The organism is Chryseobacterium sp. 'Rf worker isolate 10' (genome assembly GCF_050753305.1).
In the GTDB taxonomy this organism is placed as follows: Bacteria; Bacteroidota; Bacteroidia; order Flavobacteriales; family Weeksellaceae; genus Chryseobacterium.
The window spans coordinates 70,389-95,197 of record NZ_JBOZOF010000008.1 but is presented as its reverse complement, the minus strand read 5'-3'; the positions used below and the strand labels follow the sequence as shown (position 1 = coordinate 95,197).

The following is a 24,809-nucleotide window of genomic DNA, read 5'->3' as shown; positions in this document are numbered from 1 at the left end:
TATTTGTGTGTTAATACAATCTTTAACTGCAAAGGTATTATTTTTTTTCAGAAAAAAAAATATTTTTACCTATTAATCAAAACATTATCTTCAGTCAATATGATCTCCTTGTCCTCTCCTATTGAAAACATATAGTCTTCTAGAACTTTTTCGGTGGTACCTCGAAGGCCTCTTGCGCCTAATCCTTTATCAATAGTTTCCTCTACAATTTTCTCAATTGCCCCATCCGTTATTACCAAATCTGTGCCATCCATCTTGAAAAGCTCCACAAATTGATTCACAATAGAGTTTTTAGGTTCTTTCATAATTCTTACCAGGGTCTCTTTCGTGAGTTTATCAAGATAAGTGATGATTGGAAATCTTCCTAAAAGTTCCGGAATTAATCCGAAAGTACGAAGATCAATTGCATTAATATTTGTTAATATATATTCGTCTTCGTCTGTTTTGTTGATTTTTTCAGAACTGAAACCTATTGCCTGTTTGTTCATTCTTCTTTCGATGATCTCTTTGATCCCATCAAAAGCTCCACCGGCAATAAACAATATATTCTGAGTATTTACCTGGATATATTTCTGATCCGGATGTTTTCTTCCTCCTTGTGGCGGAACGTTTACAATGCTTCCTTCCAACAGTTTCAGCAATCCCTGCTGTACTCCTTCTCCGGAAACGTCTCTTGTAATACTTGGATTATCAGATTTTCTTGCAATTTTATCAATCTCATCAATGAAAACAATTCCTTTCTCTGCTTTTTCCACATCATAATCTGCCACCATCAGAAGTCTGGACAGGATGCTTTCCACATCTTCTCCTACATATCCTGCTTCCGTTAAAATAGTAGCATCTACAATACAGAAAGGAACATTAAGTTCTCTTGCGATAGTTTTAGCCAGGAGCGTTTTACCGGTTCCCGTCTCCCCTATCATGATAATATTTGACTTTTCAAGTTCTACTTCTCTGTTTTCGTCCTTAGCGTGGAGTAATCTTTTATAATGATTATATACAGCAATCGAAAGCTGTTTTTTTGCCTGATCCTGCCCGATCACGTATTGATCAAGAAATACTTTGATTTCTTTTGGCTTTTTAAGCTCCTCCATACTTTCTGCAGGTGAGTATCCTGTCTTGGATGCTCCATCTTTCACAATAGCATGTGCCTGCTCTATACAATTTTCACAAATAAAACCATTCTGCCCAGAAATCAGCATCTGTACTTCGTTTCTTTTTCTGCCGCAGAAAGAACATTGGTTGGAATTCATATGATATAATATATATGTATATGTTAAAGAAAATCGTAAAAAATTACTTTTTTACGATTTTCTGTTTTTAAGAATTAATAATTGAGTTTTGAATCTCTGTATATTCTTCGTTCGTTAATTTTAATCTTTCGTTTCTAAAATTCATGTCTTCCACCTTGTTTAAAGGAATTAGATGGATATGTGCATGAGGAACTTCAAGTCCTACCACCGCTACTCCCACTCTTACACATGGAATTGCAGTTTTGATCTTCTTGGCTACCTCCTGGGAAAATCCCCACAGGTTTTTGTATTCTTCACTTTCAAGATCAAAAATCAAATCCACTTCTTTTTTAGGTACAACTAAAGTGTGTCCTTTCACCAAAGGCATTGCATCTAAGAAAGCAATAAAGTTTTCGTCTTCCGCAATTTTATAAGAAGGAATCTCACCATTGATGATTTTTGTGAATATAGTGCTCATTTTTATATAGAAGTTTGGTTAGATATCAGAAGTTTAGAAATGAAACAGGTATCAGACTATAAAGTAATGTCTAATACTTCAAAAGACAGTTTGTTTCCGTTCGGTAAAGTAATTTCAGCAGTTTCGCCAATAACTTTTCCTAACAAACCTTTTGCGATGGGAGTGTTCACAGAGATCTTCCCTGTCTTCAGGTCGCTTTCGTTATCCGGTACCAATGTAAATACCTGTTCTTGCTTGGTAGCATTATTTTTAAGTTTCACCGTTGTCAGGATGGAAACTTTTGAAGTATCTAATTGGCTTTCGTCTATAATTTTAGAAGTAGAGATTACATCTTTCAGCTTGGAAATTCTCATTTCAAGCATTCCCTGAGCCTCTTTAGCCGCATCATATTCTGCATTTTCAGACAAATCTCCTTTGTCTCTTGCTTCTGCGATCTGCTGAGTAATTTTTGGTCTCTCCACAGTTTCCAACTGTTCCAGCTCAGCTTTCATTTTCTCTAGGCCCTCTTTAGTTACATAGCTTGCCATAATTTTCGAAATTTAGTTTTAGTATAAAAAAATAATCCGACATTTGTCGGACAATGTTTTCGTGTTGTAATCGTTTAATTTTTACAAATATATAAAAATTTAAATTGAAATGAAAAAAACTTTTTCAATCTTATCCATTTTCAGTTTGTTGATTTTCAGTAATTTAACTATAAACTCTTGTGGAAGCAGAGAAGATACTGTGAACTGTTTCCCGAATACTCCCATCAACGTAACCCTTAATTTAAACCTGCCTGCCTACTATGCTTTGAACAACATCAATGGCTGGATTTATGTGAATGAACAGCAGTCCGGAACAAGAGGACTGATTGTTGTCCGAACTGCGAACGGGTTTAAGGTATACGACAGAAATGCGCCTCACATATGTCCTGATAATAATACCACTCTCGAAGTGAAAGATAATATTGCTATTATTTGCCCAAAGGATAATACGAGATGGATCTTAAGTACGGGACAGCCAGAGTCGGGAGCTAAAACTTCCCTTCCCCCTAAGACCTATCCTTACAGCTATGATACACCAAGTAAAACTTTAAATATTTATTATTAAACAAGATGAAGATCGTTATACAAAGAGTCTCTGAAGCCAGTGTAAAAGTAGACGGAAAAATTGTTGGTGAAATCGGAAAGGGATTACTGCTGCTGGCAGGTGTAGATGAAAATGATGAAAAAACAGATGCAGACTGGCTTGTACAGAAGGTTTTAAACCTAAGAATCTTTGGAGATGAAGATGATAAACTCAATCTTTCTGTGAAGGATATTTCAGGAGAGATACTTTGCATCAGTCAGTTTACATTGATTGCAGATTATAAAAAAGGCAACCGCCCTTCTTTCATCAAAGCGGCAAAACCGGATAAAGCAGTCCCTCTTTTTGATTATTTTAAAGAAGAAATTGCCAAATCCGGCTTGAAAACTGAAAGTGGAATTTTCGGAGCAGATATGAAGGTTTCTCTGATTAATGACGGCCCCGTTACCATCGTCATGGATTCCATTACCAAAAGCTAAACCGGAGAAATAAAAACGACAATACAAACAACCACATACCCATACGTTTCAATTGATTGAAACGTATTTTTTTTGATTGATACGTATAAAATATATCATTCTTAAACTTCAAAAGTTTAAAAAAATCTGTGGGATTTATTATTCACAAATAAAGAAATTCCCCTGTACAAAAGAGAAAGAAAAATTTTTAAATAATAAATTCACAAAAATGTGATTTGTTTTTATTTTATTATTATTTTTGATGTAAATCAAAACTGATTCACAACCATTTAACAAAATAGTATGAAAACAAAAATCAACCTTCTCGCATTATTTGCGTTCTGCTCTTCTATGTCTTTTGGTCAGGACAATCAGGCCAAAATGGCTAGTGATCAAAATTCAATTATTTATGTTTGCTTTTCAAAAGGCATAAATTCAGAAAAAACAGCTTTCAGCAGAAATGCTGATCTGGAGAGATTTTCCAGAGAGCATCAAATTTCTTTTAAGTATGATCTCGATTTTACAGACAGTAAACTTGATGAAATGGCCAGAAGCAGTAAAGCTATCGGTAATTCCGGAGAGTCTGTAGAAAAACTGAAAAGAATTTATAAGGCTGATCTGCCTCTTCAAAATCAGGAATCTGCACAGAAAATCATCCAGACGCTTGAGAGATTCCCTGAAATAGAATATGTATCTGTAATGAGTGCAGCACCTATTGAACCTCCTTTGGTCAATGCTTTTGTAGCGACTCCAGACTTAGAAAGTCTTCAAACTTATCTGAATGACAATCCTGGAATCAATGCAAAATATGCATGGTCAAGAGGGATCACAGGACAGAACATCCGTGTAAGGGATGTAGAATACGGTTTCTACAAAACTCATGAGATGCTTTCTAATCAAAATTCTATACAATTGGAGCCCGGGTATTCTCCGAATGCAGGCTTAGCCAATAATAATTACCGCGACCACGGAACTGCAGTAGTAAGTATTTTAGGTTCTATAAAAGATAATATCGGACTTACGGGAGCAGCCTACAATACTTCTGAGATCAAAGGATATATGGAATGGACGACTGTGGGATACAACAGAGCTTCTGCAGTGAGCAGATCTATCAATGCATCCCAGTCCGGCGATATTATTTTATATGAAATGCAGACTGGTGGAAAAGATGGCCAATATTGCCCTGCAGAGTACGATAAAGTGATCTGGGATCTTACAAAAGCGGCTACTGATTCTGGAATTATTATCATTGCTGCGGCAGGTAATGGAAATCAGAATCTGGATGATCCGTTTTATGCCTCATATATTGCCAGAGGAAACAGTGGCGCTATCATTGTGGGAGCAGGTTCTCCTAATACAACCCATTCGAAATTAAGTTTCAGTACTTTTGGAAACAGAGTGGATGTTCAGGGTTGGGGAAGCAGCGTTATGGCAGCAGGCTATGGATCTTATGCGAAATATGATAATGACAACAACAGAACCTATAATTATTTCAGTGGTACAAGTTCTGCTACACCGGTAGTATCTTCTGCTGCTATTTTAATCCAATCTTTCTATCGTCAGACTACTGGTCAATATTTAACACCAACGGCGATGAAGAATCTTTTAATTTCTACTGGAATTCCTCAGGGAGGAACTGTGACTGGTCAGAAGATCGGCCCTCTTCCTAATGTGAAAAATGCCATTGTTCAACTGGAAAGTAAATTTGCGACACCTGTTAAAACTTTGACTGCTTTAGAGGTTAAAATTTATCCTAACCCATCCAGCAGTTCTATCGCTATTCAAAGTAGTGAAAATAAAAAACTGGATATAGAGATTATCAATCTACAAGGACGTATCGTGATCAAAAACTCAGTTTTACCGAATGAAAAAATTGATATTTCACAGCTGCCTACCGGTCAGTATATCATTAATATCAATGAAGGCCAGAGAAGAGTTGTTGAGAAATTGACAAAACTATAATTTAAAAAGATTTTTAGACCATTTTACTTCACATCAAACCCTCTTTCAGTACCTGAAAGAGGGTTTTTATTATCAATTTTTATCCGTTTTAGTTGGCGGGAACGCTGTTGAAATTTAGCGCTACTTTGATGTTCATATCCGAAGAAGTCTGATTCTTCAATTCGTAAACCGTTCTTACGGTCAATCCTGAACTTTTTACAATCTCATCCAGATATCCTGTATCATTAAGATCCAGATTCAGGCTGGAAGAATTGGTAGATATGTTAGAACGCGATGCGATCAGTCTTTCTCCTGTTCCATTAGATGAAACATATATTTTAACGGTTTTGAATGCGCTCAGATTTCCTCCTGACGGTGATGCCACGGAGATTTTTGCATCTGAAATTCTTACGTCTTTAATCTTCGCGTTGTTATTTCCTCCGAACCATGTCTGTACATTGGTAGCCGTTGCTGTGGAAGATACTTCTTTATCTGCAGGAACTCCTGTAGACACCAAAACATTCGTTGTGTATGGAAATGTATTCTGAACCAGCGACTGTACGGTTCCGCAACTTACGAGTACAGCTGAAGCGGCCATTGCTGTTAGAACTATATTTTTCATAATTTTAAATTTTAAGCTTAAGTGTATAGTTTGCAGAAATTATACCAAATTAATCTGATCTTATTCTATATTTACCGTAAAACTTCCTTTGGTATTTCCGGAAGCCATGTTACTTTTTCCGATGATAAGCCATACTTCTCCTTTTCCTGGAGTATCATAGGTGATTTCTCTTCCGAAAGGTCCGTCATAGTCTCCATTAGGAACTCTGATCTGATTGAAACGGATATTAAAGTCTTTCTCTTTCGTAGAAATTTTTGCTTTGATATTCGGGCGGTCGTAATGGGTCAGTTTTAAAACCAATTCCTGATCGTCTTTTGTAAACTGCTCACCAATGGTAAGCGGAAGCTGAGTTGCATCTAAGGTTCTTACAATCTGTCCGTCTTTTTCATTTCTCATCACGCCTTTACTCAGTACTTCTTTAGTGACCGGAGCATTGTTAATAATTGAATCTTTTACTCTCAATGCTGCAGAATCTGCTTTCACTGCAGAATCCGGCATTTCGGTTACGATGGTAGAATCCTTATCCTGAACTGCCGTCACGGCCGGTTCTTTTTTACATGAAATAATAATCAATGGAATTAATAATAAGCTTTTTTTCATAATATTAATTTTAAGAGTGGATCAGCATTTATGATGCTGAGCTCATTTAAATGCTAAAATTGTTCCAATCCATTCAATGATTTATTTTCCGGCTGGATTTTTTTTTCGTCATTTGTTCCTGCCCATTTGAATGTAAAATACATAAAGTTGAGCATCAGCCCCATCAAAACCGTAACGCCCCAGGTTTTGGTATATTCCATAGGATAGATCAGCCGTACCACAATATCTGAGAACAAACCAAAGGGATTATTAAGCACGTCCCAACTGTTCCATCTCAGAAATCGGCCGAGGTAAACTCCAAAGCTGCTCATGAAAAGGAAAAACACAATCACTCCATTAATCCTATTTTTTCTGCCATAATCAGAAAGCCGTTTTTCTATATCATTAAGGCTTATAAAACCACAGATCAGCCCAGTCCAGGCATAGGAAAGAATCACAACCAGATCATACCAGATCGGTATGTCATTTCTTGCTCTGAGATGAAAAAGGTCTGTAAGAATATAGGGTGAATTGGGAAAGAACAAGATCCAGACTATAATAATAAAGAGGAGTGAAATTTTACTTTTGATATTAAAGGCAAGAACAAAAGAACTCAGTAATAAAGGAATCCATGCCAGAAACAGGTTCCAGTTGAGAAACAAAAACACTTTTGTATCGCTGATATAGTATCTGAAAGCTGAGAGACTAAAACAGAATACGGTCATAAGCATCAACAATATATTAATTTTAAATCTTGAGGACTCAACAAGCTTTTTCATGATCTTTTATTGTATGGTCTGATAATACATTACTTTTGAAAGGAAGGTTTTGTTTGTTTCATTTTTCACTTTATCCTGTAAGGTCTTTTTAAGTTTCTGATCATTTTTTTCGTTTGCATATTTCAGGAGTGCTTTTTCACTGAAATTGATGGTAATTAAATGATAATTGACTGCAAAATCTTTTCGTTTCATATTTTGGGAAGTAATAAAACCGCCCCAATTGAAGTAACTGCACACGAGAATAGTTGCGTAAAAATACCAGATCATGGAATTGACAAGGAATATATTTTTTTTCTGTTTATGAATTTTTATAAACGTCAAAGCCAGACCAATTAATGATAAAAGCAGGAAAGCAAGAACCCCTAATCTTTTATAAGTAAATCCATAATTAATAATATACTCATAGTTTTTAAGGGCAGCGGAAACAACAAGAATAGCATTGAGGAAAATCCAGATTTTGGCTAATATTTTCAACAAACCTGCTTTTGGATCAAAATTAAATCCGGATTTAAAATAAAACATGATTACCAGAATAGCCATCACAATAGACATGATTACGGCATTCACTCTTTCATGGGTTTCTTCTGAAAGCTGAACAGGTGTTTTTACGGCTTCATAAAATTGTTCATAATTGTAGGTAATAATAAAGAAGACCAGCAAAATATTCAGTAAGACAAAAGAGATTACTCCGCTCATTCTTTCCGCATCAAGGTCAAGAAAGGAATAAGTCGCTTTTGAAACTCTGGAATCTTTGCTAAACTCATTATCCAGAAAATGATTGTTTTTGTAGATGAGTTTTTCCACGGCATAGTTCCAGTAATTAAAGGCGATAAAGAATCCTAAAACTGAGAGGCAGAATAACTGCCACAGATTGATATCGAGTTCATAATCTGTAAAAAGGGAAGCAAAGTGGTCGCTTCCTGCAGAGTAAATTCCAAAGAAAACGGAAACCAGCACCAACGGAATCAAAATAAAGGCAAATGTCTTCTGCCACAACCCGGGAACATTTTTCTTCGGAAGCCATTCGTCAAAACTGAAAAAACGACAGAAAGAAGTACAGCAATTCACAATAAAAACAGGAATTAAAAAGAGAATCTTCAACCTCCTGTTCTTCGATTTAAATCCCAATAAAAGCAATGAACTTGCCACCGAAATAAAGGATGCAAAATCTCCAAACCATGCAAATGCAATACTGGACAGAACACTTGTTGCAAAAAGGATATACAATGTTCTGGTTTTATTTTTTTCTGGGGTTCTAAAGAGCGTTAATAGGGCATAGACAATACCCAGAATTCCAAGGTTCAGCCCTACATTCTGATCATAAAAGAGGATAACAAAGAGAAGGGCCGTGATGAATATATAATGATGTGTTTTCATGAGTTTAATTATTTAAAGATTGAAAATTTAAAGGATTGAAAGATTTAATGTGTCCAAGTGTAGAGATTAGCAAAAATTAAAGAATAGCGTGAGATATAGAAAAGTAACAGGGATATTAAGCAACAATAGAAGAACAGAATTTCCGTTTCTTTTCTTTTCGGAAACATCACTCAGGTATTCCATTAATTCATATAAAGTAATCAGCAAATTCACTACAGCAGCAATCACCACATAATAAAATCCGAATATGATCAGAAACCCAGCTCTTGTGATCCAAAATAAAAGCAGCAAAGAGGTGCCCAGCAAAAAGGAGATTAAAAATGTTTTTTCTCCCAACGGACTGAATTTTATTTTTCCCATCACAATTAATTTTAATAAAGAACTACTGTTTCTTTCTGTTGAATAAAGTCTTTCACATGTTCGTAATTCTGCCACAGCAGTTCTTCAAAGTCCCAATGATGAAAGGCTCTCATATTTTGTCCTTTCTTGTAAGCTTTGATATAAATTTTCACATATTCCGGGAGGATAATTGTTCCTAATACGATTGCTGCCAAAAGGTGTGCATTGAGCTTACCGTTTCCAAGGAGCAGATACTGCATGGCAATTTCATCTTCGAAGTTGGTTCCACAACCGGTAATCAGGTGGTGTACATCATGGTTTTCCATTTTGGGTATCATTGAGAAACCGTGTTTCCTGTAAAACTCTCCCAATTTTCGGCCTAAAGAATCTTCCTGAAACTCCAACAGTTGTTTTTCATTGAACTGCCATTGCCTTTTTTTCTTTTTGAAATATTTTCTGTATAATTTTTGGGTTTTATCGTACACAAAAAGCAGAAACTGAACACGTATTTTTTTCATATTGTATTTATTTTAATGTAAATTATTAAGTCCGATGAATGTATAAAGAAGGGCAATGGGTATATTGATCAGAAGGATACCAATGGCTTTCAGACATTCATTCAATCTCGATCTGTATACGCAACCATAGATCAACAGTCCTAGTATCACCAGTAAGTTTAAGAATGCTCCAAAAATTAGCAGCATATATCCACCTATTGCAAATTCTTCCATCCTTGTTGTCAAATACCCGATAAGACATATGCTCCCCAGTACCAAACACAATGCAAACAGAGACTTTCCGAAGTATAAAATTTCCGAATCTTTCATAACTATTTAGGATTAATGAATCATTGAAATGATTAGTTTCCCGCAAACGGACTTCCGAAAATTCCTACAGCCAGCTCGAGCCAGATCAATGCAAGAGCCAGCAAAATGAAAATAACAATCAAGACTTTCTGGTTTTGTTTCTTTATTCTGTTTCTTACCAGATTGATGAGAAAAGCTGTTGTAAAAAGTAAAGCTCCTGCAATCAGAAAATCAGATCCCGACCAGTTTACTTCCTTAGAAAATAGATTTCCCAACAATGGAATACTTAATAATGCCAATGGAAAGGCATAAATTGTGAGTGTTTTTTGTTTTTGTGTCATCATTTTATTTAATTTTTATTTTATAAAGTACTTTGTAATTCAAAGTTGAATTTCAAAAAAATATAGGGCTATCGTCCTAATAATTTTTCCAGAGCATCCAAATGCTCGGTAAATGCCTGTCTTCCGTTCTGTGTTACACGGTAAGATGTTTTAGGTTTCTTTCCTACAAACTCTTTCTTCACTTCAATATAACCTGCTTTCTCCAGAGCATTGCTGTGGCTGGCCAGATTTCCATCTGTAATTTCGAGCAGGTTTTTCATTTCAGAAAAATCAACCCAGTCGTTGACCATAAGAACAGACATAATCCCCAGTCTTACACGGCTTTCGAATTCTTTATTGAGCTGATTTATTTTGATCATTTTACTTTATCTTATTTATTCTGCAATTATTACCAAAGGCAATACGCATGCTTATTTTACTATTGAATAGCAAAGTTTATATCCTCCTCCATTATTTATACTTCTTATGCATAATCAGTCCATACACAATATGCAAAACTCCAAAACCAATTGCCCAGAACAATAATCCCCATCCTAGAAAAAATAAAGAAATAAGTCCTAAAATGATTTCAAGATATCCTAGATACTTTACATCTGTTAATGTATAGCGTTCTGCAGCTACCAGAGCCAATCCGTAAAAAATCAGAGTAGCCGGAGCAATGAAAACGAAAAGATGATGATAAAGGAGTGCCAGGCAAAAGACACCTCCTGCTATCAATGGTACTGCAAAGGTAATCAAAAGTCGTTTTGTAGTGGCATCCCAGATCTTCAACCCTTTCTTTTTGCTTTTATGGGCAGTGAAAATGTAACCACTAAGAATAGCAACCACTAAAATAGCTATTCCAATCACAACAAGTTCTTTTACCAGAGCCGGTCCCAGAATATTTCTGTCTCCATCAAAATAACTGATCCCTTCCCTCTGAAAAACAAAATATACATAAATAGCCCCAATAATTGCCGTTAAACCCGCAACAACTCCTGACAGACCGCTTAAAGAAATAAATCTGGAAGACCGTTCCATCATAGAACGAATGTGGGATAAGTCTTCGTGATAGTTTTTTGAATCCATAAAAAGAACTTTGAATTACAAAGTTATAATTTATTTTCAATCCACCAATTTTTTATTTTAAATTTTCAAAATATTTTTCTGCCGAAAACCTCATCGCTTATTTGCTCATAGAAACAAAAAAAAGAGAACCCTGCCAACAGCTGGGTTCTCTATCATATATTAAAATCTGTACGTGTTATAATGGATTCTGAACAATCAATGGATTAGCATTGATCTCGGATCTTGGAATCAGGAATTCCCAACGTAGATCTGTATTGGCAACTGTCATTACATTATTCGTTACTACGGAAGAATGGTTAGCTCCTGTTCTGTCCAAACCTTGGTTAAGCCTCTTCAAATCTAAAAATCTGAAACCTTCACCCCAGAATTCCAATCTTCTGCTGTTAAGAATTTCTGTGATATAAGCTGCTCCCGTTGTAGTAGCTCCTGTATAAGACGGGTTCCTGTTTTTAGCAAATACATTGAAAACTGCTTTTGAACCAGCTTCATCTCCTGATCTGGCCAAAGCTTCCGCCTCAATAAGATACATTTCTGCAGATCTCATATAAGGAACATCTACTCTACTATCTCCTTGGCTTGCAGCAAGGAATTTCTGTCCTGTATAAGGGAATTTAGAATATGTTGAAGGTAAAGCAAGAGCTGTGTGTGCACCTGTTGGATCAAAATTCTTAGTTCTGATATCTGTAGACGGGAATGATAAAAATAATTTGCTATTAATTGCTTTTGGAGCCTGACGAATATTAGTAGAGTTAAAGTTCCTTGACATATAAGCACCAAAGTTCGAGAATGAATCTCCCTGATCTGCTATAATGGTAGCACCCCACATCCATTCACCTACACCTGCCAAATTATTAAACCCAGCAGTATAAGTTGCATTATCCATAAGAGCAAATCCTACACGGGCTGATTGAGCAGCCGTCACAGCCGTCGCATAATCCCCTTGTGTCAATGCAATTCTAGCTTTTAATCCTAAAACAACTTTGTCATTAAAATGGGATTTTGTCGCTCTGGTAATTCCTGTAAGCCTGGTTGACGCCTCATTAAGATCTTTTCCAATCTGAGTATACACTTCTTCTACCGTATTTCTTGCCAAAGGAATTTCATTAGCAACTAATCTGATCGGAACACCAAGTTGAGTATTGTTTGCTCCCGGAACATATCTTTTACCATAAATCTGAACCAGCATATAGTAGCAGAATGCTCTGAATGCATACGCTTCACCAATGGCTGTTTTAATTGTTGTTGCATCAGCTGCTGTAGGTGCAGGAACTGAAGGACCGTTAGCTATAACAAGATTTGCATTTCGGATTAATGCATAATAAAACTGATAAGGATAAAGATCATTGGAAGCATTATCATTTACCTGATCCTGCCATCTTACAGCTGAGACATACCAGCCATTTCCTGTAGAGGGAAAAACAAGGTCATCTGCCAAAGCATCCATTATAATCATAATTCCGCCTTGACCATTCTGTCCTTGATCACTTTGTCTGTAATACATATCTCTATGCATCCCGTTGACAATGGCCATAAGGTTAGAAGCACTTGAATAAGCTGCTTCTTCGGAAGCTGCAGTAGTAGGATCTGTCTCCAGATAATCACTCTGACATGAAGCCATTCCCGTAAGGACTGAAAGAACAACAGCCCATTTTATATATTGTTTTGCGATATTTTTCATTATTTAATTATTTAAAAAGATACATTAAATCCTATTGTTACCACTCTTGCCGGAGTGTATCTATTTGATGCAGTACCATTGAACGCCTGCGCTGGTTCCAATCCTTTTCTAGCTGTTTTGCTCCATAGATTTTCACCGGAAACAAGAATCCTTAATCCGGATACTCCAAGCTGAGATAAAGTTTCAGGACTGAAACTATAGCTTAAGGTAGCCTGTCTAAATGTAATAAAATCTGAGCTCACCAGCCATCTTGATGAATTACCCGCATTTGAACTTGTATATGTTGAGGAGTTCAATGCAGGAATATCAGTAATCTGACCAGGAGTTGTCCATCTGTCCAGAATATCTGTACTTAAAGCCCCTCCTTGTGAGTAACTGGACATCAATGCTGCATAGTTGGAATCATACGTCTTTCCTCCTAACTGATAGGTAAACATTGCAGATAGCGACCATTGTTTATACGAAATTGTTGTTCCGAAACTTCCGAATAAATCAGGAATTGCTGTTCCAGAATAGTCATATTTCGCTTTATTGAAATTGGTTGTTACTTTTTGGCCGTTAACGGTTCTGATATCAGCAGCTGTTGTATTAGCATATGTATCAGCTACAAGGAATAAAGGAGAACCATCAGTCGGATCTACTCCATACCATTGTCTTAACCAGTAATCATATATTGAATGTCCTACGGAAACTTTTTTCGTTCCATTGATAATCTCTGTTATCCCGTTTGAAAGTTCTGTAACCTGATTTTTAAGTGTGGATGCATTCGCATTAATATTCCAGGTGAAGTTTTGGTTTTTAATAATGTCCGCATTAATGCTGAATTCGAATCCACGGTTATACATTGTTCCCACGTTTCTACTGATCGTATTATCAGGAACTCCGGCAGAAACAGGAAGAGGAACCGGGAAGATCAGATCTTCTGTAACTCTTTTATAATATTCTACAGAACCTGTAATTCTGTTATTTAAAAATCCAAAATCAATCCCTAAATCGGTTTGTTTGTTTGCCTCCCACGTAATGGTAGGATCAGCCAAAAAGCCAAATAAGATTCCAGGCTCCTGAGCATTATTATAACCTAACGTATAAGTACTTTTATACATATAATAACTGTCTGTTCTGTCATTCCCTACTTCACCATATGAACCCCTGATTTTTAATTCACTGATAAGATTAGAATTGCTTAAGAATTCTTCTCCTTTAAGCCTCCATCCTGCACCAATAGACCAGAACGAATCCCATCTTACATCTTTGGCAAATCTGGATGAGCCATCCCAGCGGATAGATCCTGAAAGCAAATATTTTGATTTATAATCATAATTTAACCTTGAAAATACGCCTTCTTTTCTGTAATTGTCTGTACGGGAAGTAAGTGTTGCAGGTGTTACAAAGTTGATTAATTCATCATTATCATCTACGATCTGTCCTTTTTTATATCCGTACAGATATTCATACATGAATTTGTAGTTTTCATGTCCTAAAAGGAATTCAAAATTATGCTCTCCAAATTTTCTTTTGTAGTTTAAGAGCTGGTTCCAGGTGAATGTTTGTTCAGTAAAACTATATTTTTCTGCTGAACCTAGCGGAGCTGCATCTCCAATAATTTTGTTTCCGTAGGTACTTCTTCTATTATTTCTGATATCATATCCTACGTTGGTAGATAAAGTAAGATAAGGATCCACTTTGATTTCAGCGTAAGCTCTGGAAATGATATAATAGTTTTTAGAAAGATCTTTATTTAAAAGTGTTTCCTGAATTACGTTTCTTCCCGCTGCTGCATCTGCTCCTCTGGCACTTCCTGCATCATACACAATATTCCCTGCAGCATCATAAAGGGTAGCAAATGTATTAGGATCATGAGCATAAGGGCTGTAAATAGGCCCCATCGTTCTTGTCCATCTGTATGGATTGATATAAGCAGAATTATTATCCACCCCTTCTACAGAATTGTTTCCGTTAGAAGATACTCCACTGATGCTTGTTCCTAATTTCAACCAGCTTTTTACTTGAGAATCTACTTTTAATCTTGCTGTAAATCTTTCAAAGTCTGATTTGATAAGATATCCGGTTTCATTAGTATATCCTACTGAAGAAAAATAGGTTGTCGTATTGCTTCCCCCACTGTAATTCAACTCGTAATTCTGTCTGAATCCGGTATTCATCAAGGGTTTTTGCCAGTCTAAATCTGTATATTTAAGTTTTGCATCCGGGTTTAAAACTCCATTGACAACTAACTGATTATCTGGAACATTAAAAACATTGGTTTTCAAAACTCCTGAAATCAACTGCGCTGTTGCATAAGCATTCGCATCAGCGATAGTTGTACCCGGTACTGAGGTCATTCTGCCATTTCTTATTGACTCCCATATAAGCGGGTAGTATTGATGAACATTTACTCTATCATATTCCGGAATTGATCTTCCAATCGCTCCGGTACTCATACTAAAATTAATGAGATCTTTCCCTCCTTTTCTTCCTGATTTTGTAGTAATCAAAACAACTCCGTTAGCCGCTGCAGAACCATACAAAGAAGTGGAAGCTGCATCTTTCAGGATATTGAATGATGCAATATCATTAGGATTGATGGCAGCAAGAGAGCCGGTATAAATAGTACCATCCACCACGTATAAAGGATTTGTTGTAATGCCGTAAGAACCTATCCCACGGATTTGGATACTTGGTGAACTTCCCGGCTGTCCTGTACCGGTACTTACTTTAACTCCGGCACTGGCTCCATCTAAAGCCTGTCCGATACTTGTTATAGGGCGGTCTGCAAATTGTTTGGCTTTTACTTCGGTATTAGAACCTACCATCGTTTCTCTTTTCTGGCTCCCGTAAGCTACTACAACGATTTCATCAATCTTAGTATCCTGTGGTATGGTGTCTCGTTTTGTCTTTTGGGCCTCCACCAGATGTGCACCCACAAAGAACAGCACGGCTGTGCTTAATAATTTCATTTTCATATTTAACATATTTTAACAGTAGTTCAGCAAATATATGCAATAAAAATTGTTAAAAATACAAAGAAAATTCAATTTCAATTAATTAAATTCAATTGATTAAAAATTTCAATCAATATTCATCTATTTATTAAAAAAATATGTTAAAATTGAGTTAATAAAGATTTTAAAAAAGAACAAAATAACCAAAATACAGTTAAATTAATATCAATTTTAAACCAAAAATACTTTTTAATTAACAAAAACACACAATACAAAGCAAAAACATCAAAATAAATTAATTCAGATATACAGATAATTAAATTTCAAAGTGATTCTTATGAAATAAGTGATTAAAACACTATAAGATATAAAAAAAACCGAAGAAACTTCTTTGTTTCTCCGGTTAATATGTGAATTGAAAACCGTTATTCTTTTATCCTTTAAGATGAAAATTATTTTACTCTCAACCTTTCTTTAATAGATTCAATGTTTTTCTTTGCAGAATCTTCAAGAATAAGGCTTGCACTCATATGAATTCTTGCAGGCATTAATTCGTTAAAATGATCTGTACCTTCCCATGAAACCTTTTTAATTAATGCTAAAGCATCGCTGCTTCTTGAGGCTAAAGTCTCTAAAAATTTCTCCAATTTTTCATCCATTTCCTGAATAGAATCTGAAACCGAATGGTAGACATTATGCTGCTCCGCCCATTCGGCAGATCTGAAGTCTGCATCAATAGCCATAGCAGAGAATTGTGATTTTCCGATTTTTCTTTCTACATAAGGCCCGATAACAAAAGGTCCTATCCCAAGATTAATCTCTGTAAGCGCCAAAGCAGAGTCTTTTGTTGCAAAACAGTAGTCGGCTCCGCAGGCAATTCCTACTCCACCTCCAGTTGTTTTTCCCTGAACTCTTACCACTACGATTTTCCCACAGTTTCTCATAGCATTTAAAACTTTTGCAAAACCACCGAAAAACTGAGTGGAAGCTTCCAACTCTTCAATGGCTAAAAGTTCATCAAAGCTTGCTCCTGCACAGAATGCTTTCTCTCCGTCACTCTTCACCAAAATAGCTTTCACCTCATCCTTTGCACCTTCTTCAAGGATGGTTGCTGCCAGTTTTTCTAAAATTGCTCCCGGAAGAGAGTTGCTTTTGGGCGTTCCGAAACTGATCTCGGCAATATTATTTTTAATTTCTGATGCTACAAATTCGCTCATTTTTATTTTTATTGGATTCTTACAAAAATACGAAATACCACTCTTTCTGAGAAACTTAAAAACGATAAATTCCATTATAAATACACCTTTTATAAGATATCCTTTACGTAGAAATACGGAGTCTTTAATTTGGTATTTTCTACTCTAGTACCCGAACGCTATTAGTTGTTCCTTTGGTCTAAGAATTAATAACCAAAAGGTGGTATCTGAAAAGCCTATAAGAGAGTAAGAAAATTTAAAACTAAAAAACTTATTATCATGGACGAGTACATTGGAATCGTAAAATTATTTGCAGGAAATTTCGCACCTAGAGGCTGGATGTTTTGTGACGGAAGCTTATTGGCTATTTCAAGAAATTCAGCTTTATTCTCTATTTTAGGAACCACATATGGTGGAGACGGCATCACAACTTTCGCATTACCTAATTTAAAAGGGCGTATGGCTTTAGGAGCCGGAAATGTAAATGCCAACGAATTTTATCCTTTAGGAGTAGTAGCTGGTACCACACAAAACACACTTTTAGCATCCAACATGCCAAGTCTTGGAAGTGGGTTTCAGCTGAAAGTAGCTAACAAAAATGCCAATTCATCAACCCCTAGCGCTACAACATCTATCGCCATTACAGGAAATCAGGTAGGAAGAGACTTCAATGCTGTTACAAGCTATGTAAACAACGCGAACCCTGATACTGCTATTAATGCTCAAAGTATTGTATATGTAGGACAAAATCTACCTGTAAATAATATGCCTCCTTACCTTGGCTTAAATTATATTATATGTGTTGAGGGGATTTATCCTCCAAGAAGCTAATATCAATAATAACCTAAAATTTAAAACCAAAATCATGAAAAGCACTACTTTTTTAACAATTTGTAGTCTGCTCATTTCAATTTTTTCATTCGGGCAGACAAGTACAGAGCAATTTGAAACGGAATCGAACGGAAGTACAAGCTTCACCGATAATGGAGTTATTTTCAACATCATTTCACATGTAAGTGTTTTTGACATCCAGGGAAATTACCCCGGAACAGGCTGGAATGGAACAGCAAATGACAACAGATATATTGATAATTCTAATGATTCTCAGTCTCCACCATCATTCAGTATTAAGACCACTTCCAATTTGTTTAAAGTAAACAGATTCTGGATGTATCTTTCAGCATTGAATCTGGATCTGAATGTATCAGGAAATATTACTGTAACAGGAAAGCTAAGCGGGGTGACAAAGTTTACCCAAACAAAAACTACCGGATTTGCAACCAGCTTAGGAAGTACAAATGGATATACTTTGATTGACCTGACGAATCTGAATGGGCAAAATTACTCGAACATTGTGATTGATGAGCTTCAAATCACTGCGAACGGAGGATTCAGATATGTAGCTCTCGATGCTTTCACATGGGTAAAAGACACTAATCTGGTATTGGGTACCTCGGAAACTAAAAGCATTAAAAAAGACCTGACCGTTTATCCTAATCCAACCAACGGACCTATTTCTATCACTACTGAAAAAGCAAGTGAAGCTAAAATCTACAGTCTGGATGGTAAAACGCTGAAAACAGTACAAACTCAGAGGGGAAATAATGAGATCAATATTTCAGAGCTTCCAAAAGGAGTTTATATTATCAGAACAGCAACGGAATCTACCAAAGTAATTAAGAACTAATTTTATACAACTTCGCATAAGTTCCACATCCCTATAAAGATTCTAATTCATGAATGACAAATCCCTTTCAACAAAGGGATTTCGTCATTTTTTCAATGCAAGAATATACTTGTCTATATAAAGTTGTTTTTCCTTTGATTTATACTGCTGAATATATCTTGGATGTTCCAGAACTGTCATTGTATCGAACAGTTTTGCTTCTGTATTTAATTTTGAAATAAAATCGGCATTCTTTTTACCAAGGACGAAAACTTCTGATGTATCGAGATTAAGGCTGATATGCTTCTTCAGAGATTCTATCATAAAATCTTTTACCGCTTCGAATAGCTGCTTGTCATCATAATAATTAGCATTAAGCGATCCGTTTTTTGTTTTTCTCACAATAGCCAACGGAAAAGGAGAATTGATATAGATATCTTTATAAAAAATATCAGCACCCCCATACTCTTCAATCATGTCATACATAAAAACTGAAGAAACTTCATGGGTATGGGCAGATTTCATTTTTATTCCACAGACACTTTCCAATCTTTTTGTATCGGTAAACGGAACACCCGTTACTCCTGCTCCGTGACGGCTTGGGTTAATTCCGATCACAAATTTTCTTTGAGAAAAATCATTATAGTATTTATGGTAAAACTTCTGCATCACCGTTAATGTTTCGGGGTTGTCCAGATATGGATTCAAGACTTCAAAACCGTCAGGAAGACCTCCATTATAGCTCAGGTCTTTATTGAACTCTATGATGTGGTCAGCAAAAGTTGTATTCATATCTAGTTTTTAGAAAAAATAAAATTTTCAGGTTGATCGTCGTCATTGTCTTCATCTTCATCATCGTCACTTAAAGCCAATTCAACATCAATAAATTGAATATATAAACCACAAATTTCTTCGTTAGCATCATAAGCAAAGTAAACAGGATAAGTACCGTCTCCAAAACCGCTAGCAAACATGGGAATCTGATAATTGGTATCAGGAATCATCCAATTGATCCAGTCTCCCGCCTCTCTCTGATTGTTAGGATTATCTTTATAGCTTTGTGAAAAAAGCTCAGCGAAATAATCATCATAAACATTGTTGACATCTATTTTATCTACAAATTGATCTACAAAAGGAAGTACCTCTTTATCGGTAATACAACCTAAACCAGCATCTACTCCAAAACCAAAAAAATCATCTTCAGTTACTCCCTCTAATTCTTCAATTCCGACTAAGGCTTCTCTATAAACAACAGGCTTTTCTTTAGTAAATTCAACTTTTACAACAGCATATCTTTCTCCCCAATCTTCAGATTTTACCACAGCAATGGTCACAGGGAAATTTCCTTTCGGAGCCTGAATAAAATAAGGAGATTGATTGGCATTTAGAGAAACCAACGGGTCTCTTACCACTACTTTTCCTGAAGGAAGAGAAACATTTCCGATTTTCATCGTCTCCATTTTCTGCCCCAGAATTTCATCAGAAGTAAAATATGTTTCCAGATCTGTAGGACAAACCAGAATATTTTTCACTTCTTCCCATTTTTGCATCCAGTTTTCGTTCATTATTTTTTTGAATTGATTTTAAGTTTGAAAATAATGAATAAATCTAAGGAGATCAAGCAGGAAAGGGTTTTTAACAAAAGATTATAAAATAAAGCCGCAATCCAAGGAAATTGCGGCTTTATGTATTGTTTTTAGTTTAAAAATTCTAAGAATCAGCGCATATATAACATGCTCTGGCAATATCTGGCCATCTTCCAGGAAGACAACAGGTTCCGGGAGGACAAGGATTAAGGGCACAAGACCAGTTTGGTCCGGAACCTTTAAGAGATCTCAACTCATGTCTTGAAAGTTTTTTTAAGTTTTTCATAATGGTTAGTTTTGATATTCTCTCCTACTCTATATGCTTTTCGGATTTCGCCTATTAAAGTTAATCATTTTCAAATAAAAATAAAATAACCAACTGAAATAAAACGCATTACAATCAACCAACATCCTTGTCAAGGGTAATCGTCCATTAAAAAATCCCTTTCAATTACTGAAAGGGATTTTAAACTTATATTTTACTGAATTAAATTAATCCAAACTGTTGGAAGTGGTGGGTAAAATGCTTTTTGTGCATCAGTTCCCACATTTCTTTATTCAGTTTTCCAAAAACATAATTCATGTGTTCTGCCTGTGGATTTTCTTTGTAATAGATCACAAATTTCTTCACATTATCCATAAATGATAGTTTTGCTGCTTCCAGATTCTTGTGTCTAAGTTCCGGAAGTGAGCCATCCTGCGGAAGGAACGGAGCGGTAAATTCTTTCGGCATTGCTCTGTGGTTGTAAAGGGAATCCTGCCATTTTTCAAGATTTTCTTCCGGAGTGAAGCATTTTTCTGCTTCAGGCTCTCCAAAACTTACCAATACAGCCTGCTCAAGATGTTCTATCATCTGCTGTGGAGACATTTTTCCCCAAAGAGAAGGTGTACTTTCCGTTAATCCATTCAAAATTTTCTGAACATTTTTCACATTCAGATCAATGAAAGGGGATTGTTTTGCCACTAATGTTAAAATTGTTGCCACGCAAACTACCTCATCTCTTTGGTTTACTACTTCAACCAGCCATTTTACAACACCGGAAGGAATATTTCTTCCTTTTACTCCTCTGTTGATTTTTTCTTTTGCGGTTAAATAAACCGTGATGGTATCTCCGGCATATACAGGTTTAAAGAAACTGCATTCTTCTAATCCGTAGTTAGCAATTACAGGTCCTTTTTTCCCTGAAACAAATAATCCTGCTGCTGCTGAAAGAATGAAATATCCGTGAGCTACCGTTTTATCGAAAATTGTCCCTGATAAACTTGTTGCATCTGTATGCGCGTAGAAATGATCCCATGAAACATTGGAGAAGTTGACGATATCTGCATCAGTAACTGTTCTTCCTGCTGTTTCTAAAGAATCTCCTACTTCTACTTCCTCAAAATATTTCTGGAAAGGATGTTTGTCTGAGAATTTTTTCTCTGCTCCCTGTTGATAAATTTTAGTAATGGCTTTCAGCACATCTGGTGATCCCTGGATTGCTGTTTTCTGTAAGAAGAAATGAAGACCGCTCAGTCCGCCCATTTCCTCTCCACCACCTGCTCTACCAGGACCTCCATGCATTAATGTTGGAAGTGGAGAACCATGACCTGTACTTTCTTTTGCATTATCTCTGTTCAGGACAAAGATTCGTCCATGCTGGGAAGCCATTTTCCATGAAGTTTCTGCAATAAAATTCTCGTCATGAGAAATGATAGATCCTACCAAACTTCCTTTTCCTCTTTTTGCCAGAGCAGCTGCTTCTTCAGCATCTTTATATGGCATTAATGTAGATACCGGCCCGAAAGCTTCTACATCGTGAGAGATATTTTTTTCGAAAGGCTTGTCGTTCAGGAATAGCTTCGGGCTCATAAATGCTCCATTTTCATAGTTGGCATCTACCAGCTCGTGTTTTCCGTCATAGACAAGTTCTGTTTCTGATTTTAATAGATTTACTTTTCTCAGAACTTCTTCATACTGTTGTCTTCCCACCAAAGATCCCATTTTGGTTTCTCTGCTTAAAGGGTTTCCGATTTTTGTTTGATCCAAAGCTTTAGACAAAGCATTCTGAACATCACCGATCAAGTGCTCAGGAACGATAATTCTTCTGATTGCAGTACATTTCTGTCCTGCTTTCGTGGTCATTTCGTTACGAACTTCTTTGATGAATAAGTCGAATTCAGGAGTTCCCGGTTTTGCTTCCAATCCAAGGATTGAACAGTTCAATGAATCTGCTTCCATATTGAAACGGACTGCATTTCCTGCAACAGAAGGAAGGGATTTTAATTTTCTTCCTGTATGAGCAGAACCTGTGAATAACACAGAGTCCCCGTCCTGTACATAATCTAAAATATTTCCTGGTTCTCCGCAGACTAACTGAACGGCACCTTCAGGCAATACTCCACTTTCAATCATATCCTGAAATACCGCATTGGTAAGATAAGATCCGAAAGGAGATGGTTTTACAATGGAAGGAACACCAGCCAATAAGGAAGTGGATAGTTTTTCCAACATTCCCCATACCGGAAAGTTATAGGCGTTGATCTGTACAGAAACTCCTTCACTAGGGGTAAGAATGTGAGTTCCTAAGAAAGTTCCATTCGCAGAAATCTTCTGAGTGTCTCCATCTACCCAAAATGAAGTATTGGGAAGCATTCTTTTTGCCAGTCCGGAATAGGTAAAGAAAGTTCCGAAACCCCCTTCAATATCCACCCATGAATCAACGTGTGTAGCTCCTGTTTTATATGATAATTCGTAGTATTTTTTCTTTCTTTCTAACAGATAAAGTGCCACTTTTTTCAACATTTCCCCGCGGTCGTAGAAAGTCATTGAAGAAAGGTTTTTATATCCTACGGTTCTTCCGTAGTCAAGAGCCTGTTCAAAATTCAGCCCTTCTGTATCGGAAACAGCTACCTGTTCTCCTGTAACGGCATTGTACAAAGGAACTCCGCTTCCGGTACCCTCTACCCATTGTCCGTAGATATAGTTTTTTAACTTTTCCATAAAATATTTAATTTATCAACGTAGCAATGTAACAGTTTACCATTGAGATGCTTCATGAACTACGTTCGTAAACCTTCAGTTCATGCTCAGCATGACAAGCGTCATTATTACAGTTTTACATTGTCATATTATTAGATTTATTATTTATTTTGGTTCCTGATAAGGAAACAATTTCACTAATCCTTCATATAAACTTCTGTGAAGAATGGTTGCATGATTGTCTGTTTCCATCATTTTATATTCTAATGTCCAGTTTTTCTTTCCTGCTTTTTTCAAAACATCGTAGAAAGCTTCAACATCTTTTATCATCACCGGATGTTCCCCTTTTCCTACAGAAACATAGACAAACTTTTTCGTATCCGGAGATTTTGAAAGTAGTTGTGGTGCCTGTTTTAAAAGACTTTCGTCATCCCACCATAAACTTGGACTGATGATAAAATAGTTATTGAACATTTCCGGTTTTTTCAATAGAATTTCTGTTGCCAAAAGTCCTCCCAAAGACTGACCAAAAAGGTATTTGTCTGTCGTTTTAAACTGACTTTCTACGTAAGGTTTTAATTCTTTTTCAACGAATGCAATAAACTTATCAGAGTGTCCTGTTGTAGGATAGTCTTTCTGTAGGTCTTTTAAATCCGTATGAAAAGTAAAGTCTCTTTTTCTGTCTACATTAGCAACTCCTACTACAATTGTTTCCGGCATGGAATACATTTGATTAAAGAATTGTACTAATCCTGTAACGTGAATAAAATCTTCGTTCATACTTCCATCTAATAAATAGATCACCGGGTATGATTTTGATTTATCATATCCCTGTGGAAGATAAATATTCAGCGTTCTGTCTTCATTTAATGTTTTGGACTTAATCGTCCTCACTTCTCCTATTGTAAGCGGTTTTGTAGCAACCATCTGTGCTGACAGTGTACTACCTACCGCCAACATTATGCTGCATGCAAGCGCAATTTTTTTAATCATATTTAATTGTAATGGTTATTATTTTATATCATCCCAGATGCTGTAATCCACAATTTTGGTTGGGATCTGCTGAACATATTCTGTAAAAGGTTCACAAGGAAGAATGGCTTCTTTTCCTTCTCTTGCCAGCTCCTGATATAATTTTGTTCCTTCTGTTTTCCAGTGAATCATTTCATCAGAGACATCACGGATAATTTTTGCAGGGCTTCCTACCACCAGTTTTCTTGGTTCACATCTGAAATTGGCTGGTACAAAAGCCAACGCTCCGACAATACTTTCGTCACCAATATAGGCTTTGTCCATTACCACAGAATTCATTCCAATCAGACAGTTTTTTCCAATATGCCCAGAATGAATAATTGCTCCATGCCCGATATGTGCAGATTCTTCCAATATGGTTTCTATATTCGGGAAAACGTGAAGTGTACAGTTTTCCTGTACATTGGCTCCGTCTTTAATGATAATTTTTCCCCAGTCGCCACGAATGACTGCATTGGGACCAATATATACTTCTTCACCTATTTCTACATTCCCGATAATGACTGCCTGCGGATGAATGTAAGCAGTTCGTTTTATAATAGGACGAATCCCGTGGTATGAGTAGATGTTCATAATTTTAATTTGAAAATTTGAGAATGAATTAATTTGAAAATTAATTATGTCTTTAAACATTTTCAAATTCTCAAATTAACTCACTT

General features: G+C 36.2%; 27 protein-coding genes. 5 read left to right on the top strand and 22 right to left on the bottom strand.

The annotated features are described in order from the left end of the window. Positions 1 to 65 precede the first annotated feature (65 nt). The 3 genes from clpX to greA form a co-directional block, all read right to left on the bottom strand. Entirely contained in the window at positions 66 to 1,253 is a 1,188-nt protein-coding gene (clpX, locus tag LKL37_RS22865) for an ATP-dependent Clp protease ATP-binding subunit ClpX (protein WP_105703342.1), read from the bottom strand. 67 nt (positions 1,254 to 1,320) lie between these two features. Further along, positions 1,321 to 1,710, bottom strand: coding sequence for an HIT family protein (locus LKL37_RS22860; protein ID WP_105703343.1), 390 nt, complete (start codon positions 1,708 to 1,710; stop codon positions 1,321 to 1,323). A 56-nt stretch (positions 1,711 to 1,766) separates the two neighbouring features. After that, positions 1,767 to 2,237 (bottom strand): transcription elongation factor GreA, encoded by a 471-nt coding sequence (greA, locus tag LKL37_RS22855; protein ID WP_105703344.1) that lies wholly within the window; start codon positions 2,235 to 2,237, stop codon positions 1,767 to 1,769. Between the two features lie 109 nt (positions 2,238 to 2,346). Between greA and LKL37_RS22850 the strand changes: the two genes are divergently transcribed. The 3 genes from LKL37_RS22850 to LKL37_RS22840 all read left to right on the top strand — a co-directional run bounded on the left by LKL37_RS22850 (position 2,347) and on the right by LKL37_RS22840 (position 5,198). Beyond that, positions 2,347 to 2,802, top strand: a complete 456-nt coding sequence (locus tag LKL37_RS22850) for a hypothetical protein (RefSeq protein WP_431612554.1) — start codon at positions 2,347 to 2,349, stop codon at positions 2,800 to 2,802. A 5-nt stretch (positions 2,803 to 2,807) separates the two neighbouring features. Then, on the top strand, positions 2,808 to 3,257 hold the full coding sequence (dtd, locus tag LKL37_RS22845) for a D-aminoacyl-tRNA deacylase (protein WP_431612553.1): 450 nt from the start codon (positions 2,808 to 2,810) through the stop codon (positions 3,255 to 3,257). 282 nt (positions 3,258 to 3,539) lie between these two features. Beyond that, on the top strand, positions 3,540 to 5,198 hold the full coding sequence (locus LKL37_RS22840) for a S8 family peptidase (RefSeq protein WP_431612552.1): 1,659 nt from the start codon (positions 3,540 to 3,542) through the stop codon (positions 5,196 to 5,198). Between the two features lie 88 nt (positions 5,199 to 5,286). On the opposite strand, the gene LKL37_RS22835 is transcribed toward LKL37_RS22840, so the two are convergent. The 13 genes from LKL37_RS22835 to LKL37_RS22775 form a co-directional block, all read right to left on the bottom strand. Then, a complete protein-coding gene (locus LKL37_RS22835) occupies positions 5,287 to 5,799 on the bottom strand; it encodes a hypothetical protein (protein WP_431612551.1) in 513 nt (170 codons plus the stop codon). A gap of 60 nt (positions 5,800 to 5,859) precedes the next feature. Then, on the bottom strand, positions 5,860 to 6,399 hold the full coding sequence (locus LKL37_RS22830) for a hypothetical protein (protein ID WP_431612550.1): 540 nt from the start codon (positions 6,397 to 6,399) through the stop codon (positions 5,860 to 5,862). Positions 6,400 to 6,452: 53 nt separating this feature from the next. Beyond that, positions 6,453 to 7,157 (bottom strand): DUF1361 domain-containing protein, encoded by a 705-nt coding sequence (locus LKL37_RS22825; RefSeq protein WP_431612549.1) that lies wholly within the window; start codon positions 7,155 to 7,157, stop codon positions 6,453 to 6,455. 6 nt (positions 7,158 to 7,163) lie between these two features. Further along, positions 7,164 to 8,534, bottom strand: a complete 1,371-nt coding sequence (locus LKL37_RS22820) for a DUF4153 domain-containing protein (RefSeq protein ID WP_431612548.1) — start codon at positions 8,532 to 8,534, stop codon at positions 7,164 to 7,166. Positions 8,535 to 8,600: 66 nt separating this feature from the next. Further along, positions 8,601 to 8,894 carry a hypothetical protein gene (locus LKL37_RS22815; RefSeq protein ID WP_431612547.1) on the bottom strand — a complete coding sequence of 98 codons (294 nt, stop codon included), beginning with the start codon at positions 8,892 to 8,894 and terminating at the stop codon, positions 8,601 to 8,603. Between the two features lie 11 nt (positions 8,895 to 8,905). Then, a complete protein-coding gene (locus LKL37_RS22810) occupies positions 8,906 to 9,391 on the bottom strand; it encodes a Coq4 family protein (RefSeq protein ID WP_431612546.1) in 486 nt (161 codons plus the stop codon). 12 nt (positions 9,392 to 9,403) lie between these two features. Then, on the bottom strand, positions 9,404 to 9,700 hold the full coding sequence (locus tag LKL37_RS22805; RefSeq protein WP_431612545.1) for a hypothetical protein: 297 nt from the start codon (positions 9,698 to 9,700) through the stop codon (positions 9,404 to 9,406). Between the two features lie 32 nt (positions 9,701 to 9,732). Beyond that, entirely contained in the window at positions 9,733 to 10,023 is a 291-nt protein-coding gene (locus tag LKL37_RS22800) for a hypothetical protein (RefSeq protein ID WP_431612544.1), read from the bottom strand. Positions 10,024 to 10,088: 65 nt separating this feature from the next. Continuing rightward, a complete protein-coding gene (locus tag LKL37_RS22795) occupies positions 10,089 to 10,379 on the bottom strand; it encodes a winged helix-turn-helix domain-containing protein (protein WP_129042299.1) in 291 nt (96 codons plus the stop codon). A gap of 91 nt (positions 10,380 to 10,470) precedes the next feature. Further along, positions 10,471 to 11,088 (bottom strand): hypothetical protein, encoded by a 618-nt coding sequence (locus LKL37_RS22790; protein ID WP_431612543.1) that lies wholly within the window; start codon positions 11,086 to 11,088, stop codon positions 10,471 to 10,473. A 175-nt stretch (positions 11,089 to 11,263) separates the two neighbouring features. Continuing rightward, complete coding sequence (locus tag LKL37_RS22785) at positions 11,264 to 12,766, bottom strand: RagB/SusD family nutrient uptake outer membrane protein (RefSeq protein WP_431612542.1); 1,503 nt, start codon at positions 12,764 to 12,766, stop codon at positions 11,264 to 11,266. Between the two features lie 11 nt (positions 12,767 to 12,777). Next, positions 12,778 to 15,729 carry a SusC/RagA family TonB-linked outer membrane protein gene (locus LKL37_RS22780; RefSeq protein WP_431612541.1) on the bottom strand — a complete coding sequence of 984 codons (2,952 nt, stop codon included), beginning with the start codon at positions 15,727 to 15,729 and terminating at the stop codon, positions 12,778 to 12,780. Positions 15,730 to 16,160: 431 nt separating this feature from the next. Beyond that, the gene (locus LKL37_RS22775) at positions 16,161 to 16,925 is read right to left on the bottom strand and encodes an enoyl-CoA hydratase/isomerase family protein (protein WP_431612540.1); all 765 of its coding nucleotides are present in this window, start codon (positions 16,923 to 16,925) and stop codon (positions 16,161 to 16,163) included. Positions 16,926 to 17,183: 258 nt separating this feature from the next. On the opposite strand from LKL37_RS22775, the gene LKL37_RS22770 reads away from it, so the two are divergent. Both LKL37_RS22770 and LKL37_RS22765 read left to right on the top strand, forming a co-directional pair. Then, the gene (locus tag LKL37_RS22770; protein ID WP_431612539.1) at positions 17,184 to 17,735 is read left to right on the top strand and encodes a phage tail protein; all 552 of its coding nucleotides are present in this window, start codon (positions 17,184 to 17,186) and stop codon (positions 17,733 to 17,735) included. Between the two features lie 34 nt (positions 17,736 to 17,769). Continuing rightward, on the top strand, positions 17,770 to 18,591 hold the full coding sequence (locus tag LKL37_RS22765) for a T9SS type A sorting domain-containing protein (protein WP_431612538.1): 822 nt from the start codon (positions 17,770 to 17,772) through the stop codon (positions 18,589 to 18,591). An 84-nt stretch (positions 18,592 to 18,675) separates the two neighbouring features. Here LKL37_RS22765 and LKL37_RS22760 read toward each other — a convergent pair whose 3' ends face one another. The 6 genes from LKL37_RS22760 to LKL37_RS22735 all read right to left on the bottom strand — a co-directional run bounded on the left by LKL37_RS22760 (position 18,676) and on the right by LKL37_RS22735 (position 24,723). Further along, positions 18,676 to 19,362, bottom strand: coding sequence for an SMUG2 DNA glycosylase family protein (locus LKL37_RS22760; protein ID WP_431612537.1), 687 nt, complete (start codon positions 19,360 to 19,362; stop codon positions 18,676 to 18,678). A 2-nt stretch (positions 19,363 to 19,364) separates the two neighbouring features. After that, positions 19,365 to 20,135: a DUF4241 domain-containing protein gene (locus LKL37_RS22755; protein WP_431612536.1), complete on the bottom strand. Its 771-nt coding sequence runs from the start codon at positions 20,133 to 20,135 to the stop codon at positions 19,365 to 19,367. Positions 20,136 to 20,280: 145 nt separating this feature from the next. Beyond that, the gene (locus LKL37_RS22750) at positions 20,281 to 20,442 is read right to left on the bottom strand and encodes a bacteriocin-like protein (protein WP_165790536.1); all 162 of its coding nucleotides are present in this window, start codon (positions 20,440 to 20,442) and stop codon (positions 20,281 to 20,283) included. A 201-nt stretch (positions 20,443 to 20,643) separates the two neighbouring features. Further along, entirely contained in the window at positions 20,644 to 23,139 is a 2,496-nt protein-coding gene (gene paaZ, locus LKL37_RS22745; protein ID WP_431612535.1) for a phenylacetic acid degradation bifunctional protein PaaZ, read from the bottom strand. A 144-nt stretch (positions 23,140 to 23,283) separates the two neighbouring features. Then, the gene (locus tag LKL37_RS22740; RefSeq protein WP_431612534.1) at positions 23,284 to 24,111 is read right to left on the bottom strand and encodes an alpha/beta hydrolase; all 828 of its coding nucleotides are present in this window, start codon (positions 24,109 to 24,111) and stop codon (positions 23,284 to 23,286) included. Positions 24,112 to 24,129: 18 nt separating this feature from the next. Continuing rightward, complete coding sequence (locus tag LKL37_RS22735; protein WP_109714332.1) at positions 24,130 to 24,723, bottom strand: transferase hexapeptide repeat family protein; 594 nt, start codon at positions 24,721 to 24,723, stop codon at positions 24,130 to 24,132. Positions 24,724 to 24,809 lie beyond the last annotated feature (86 nt).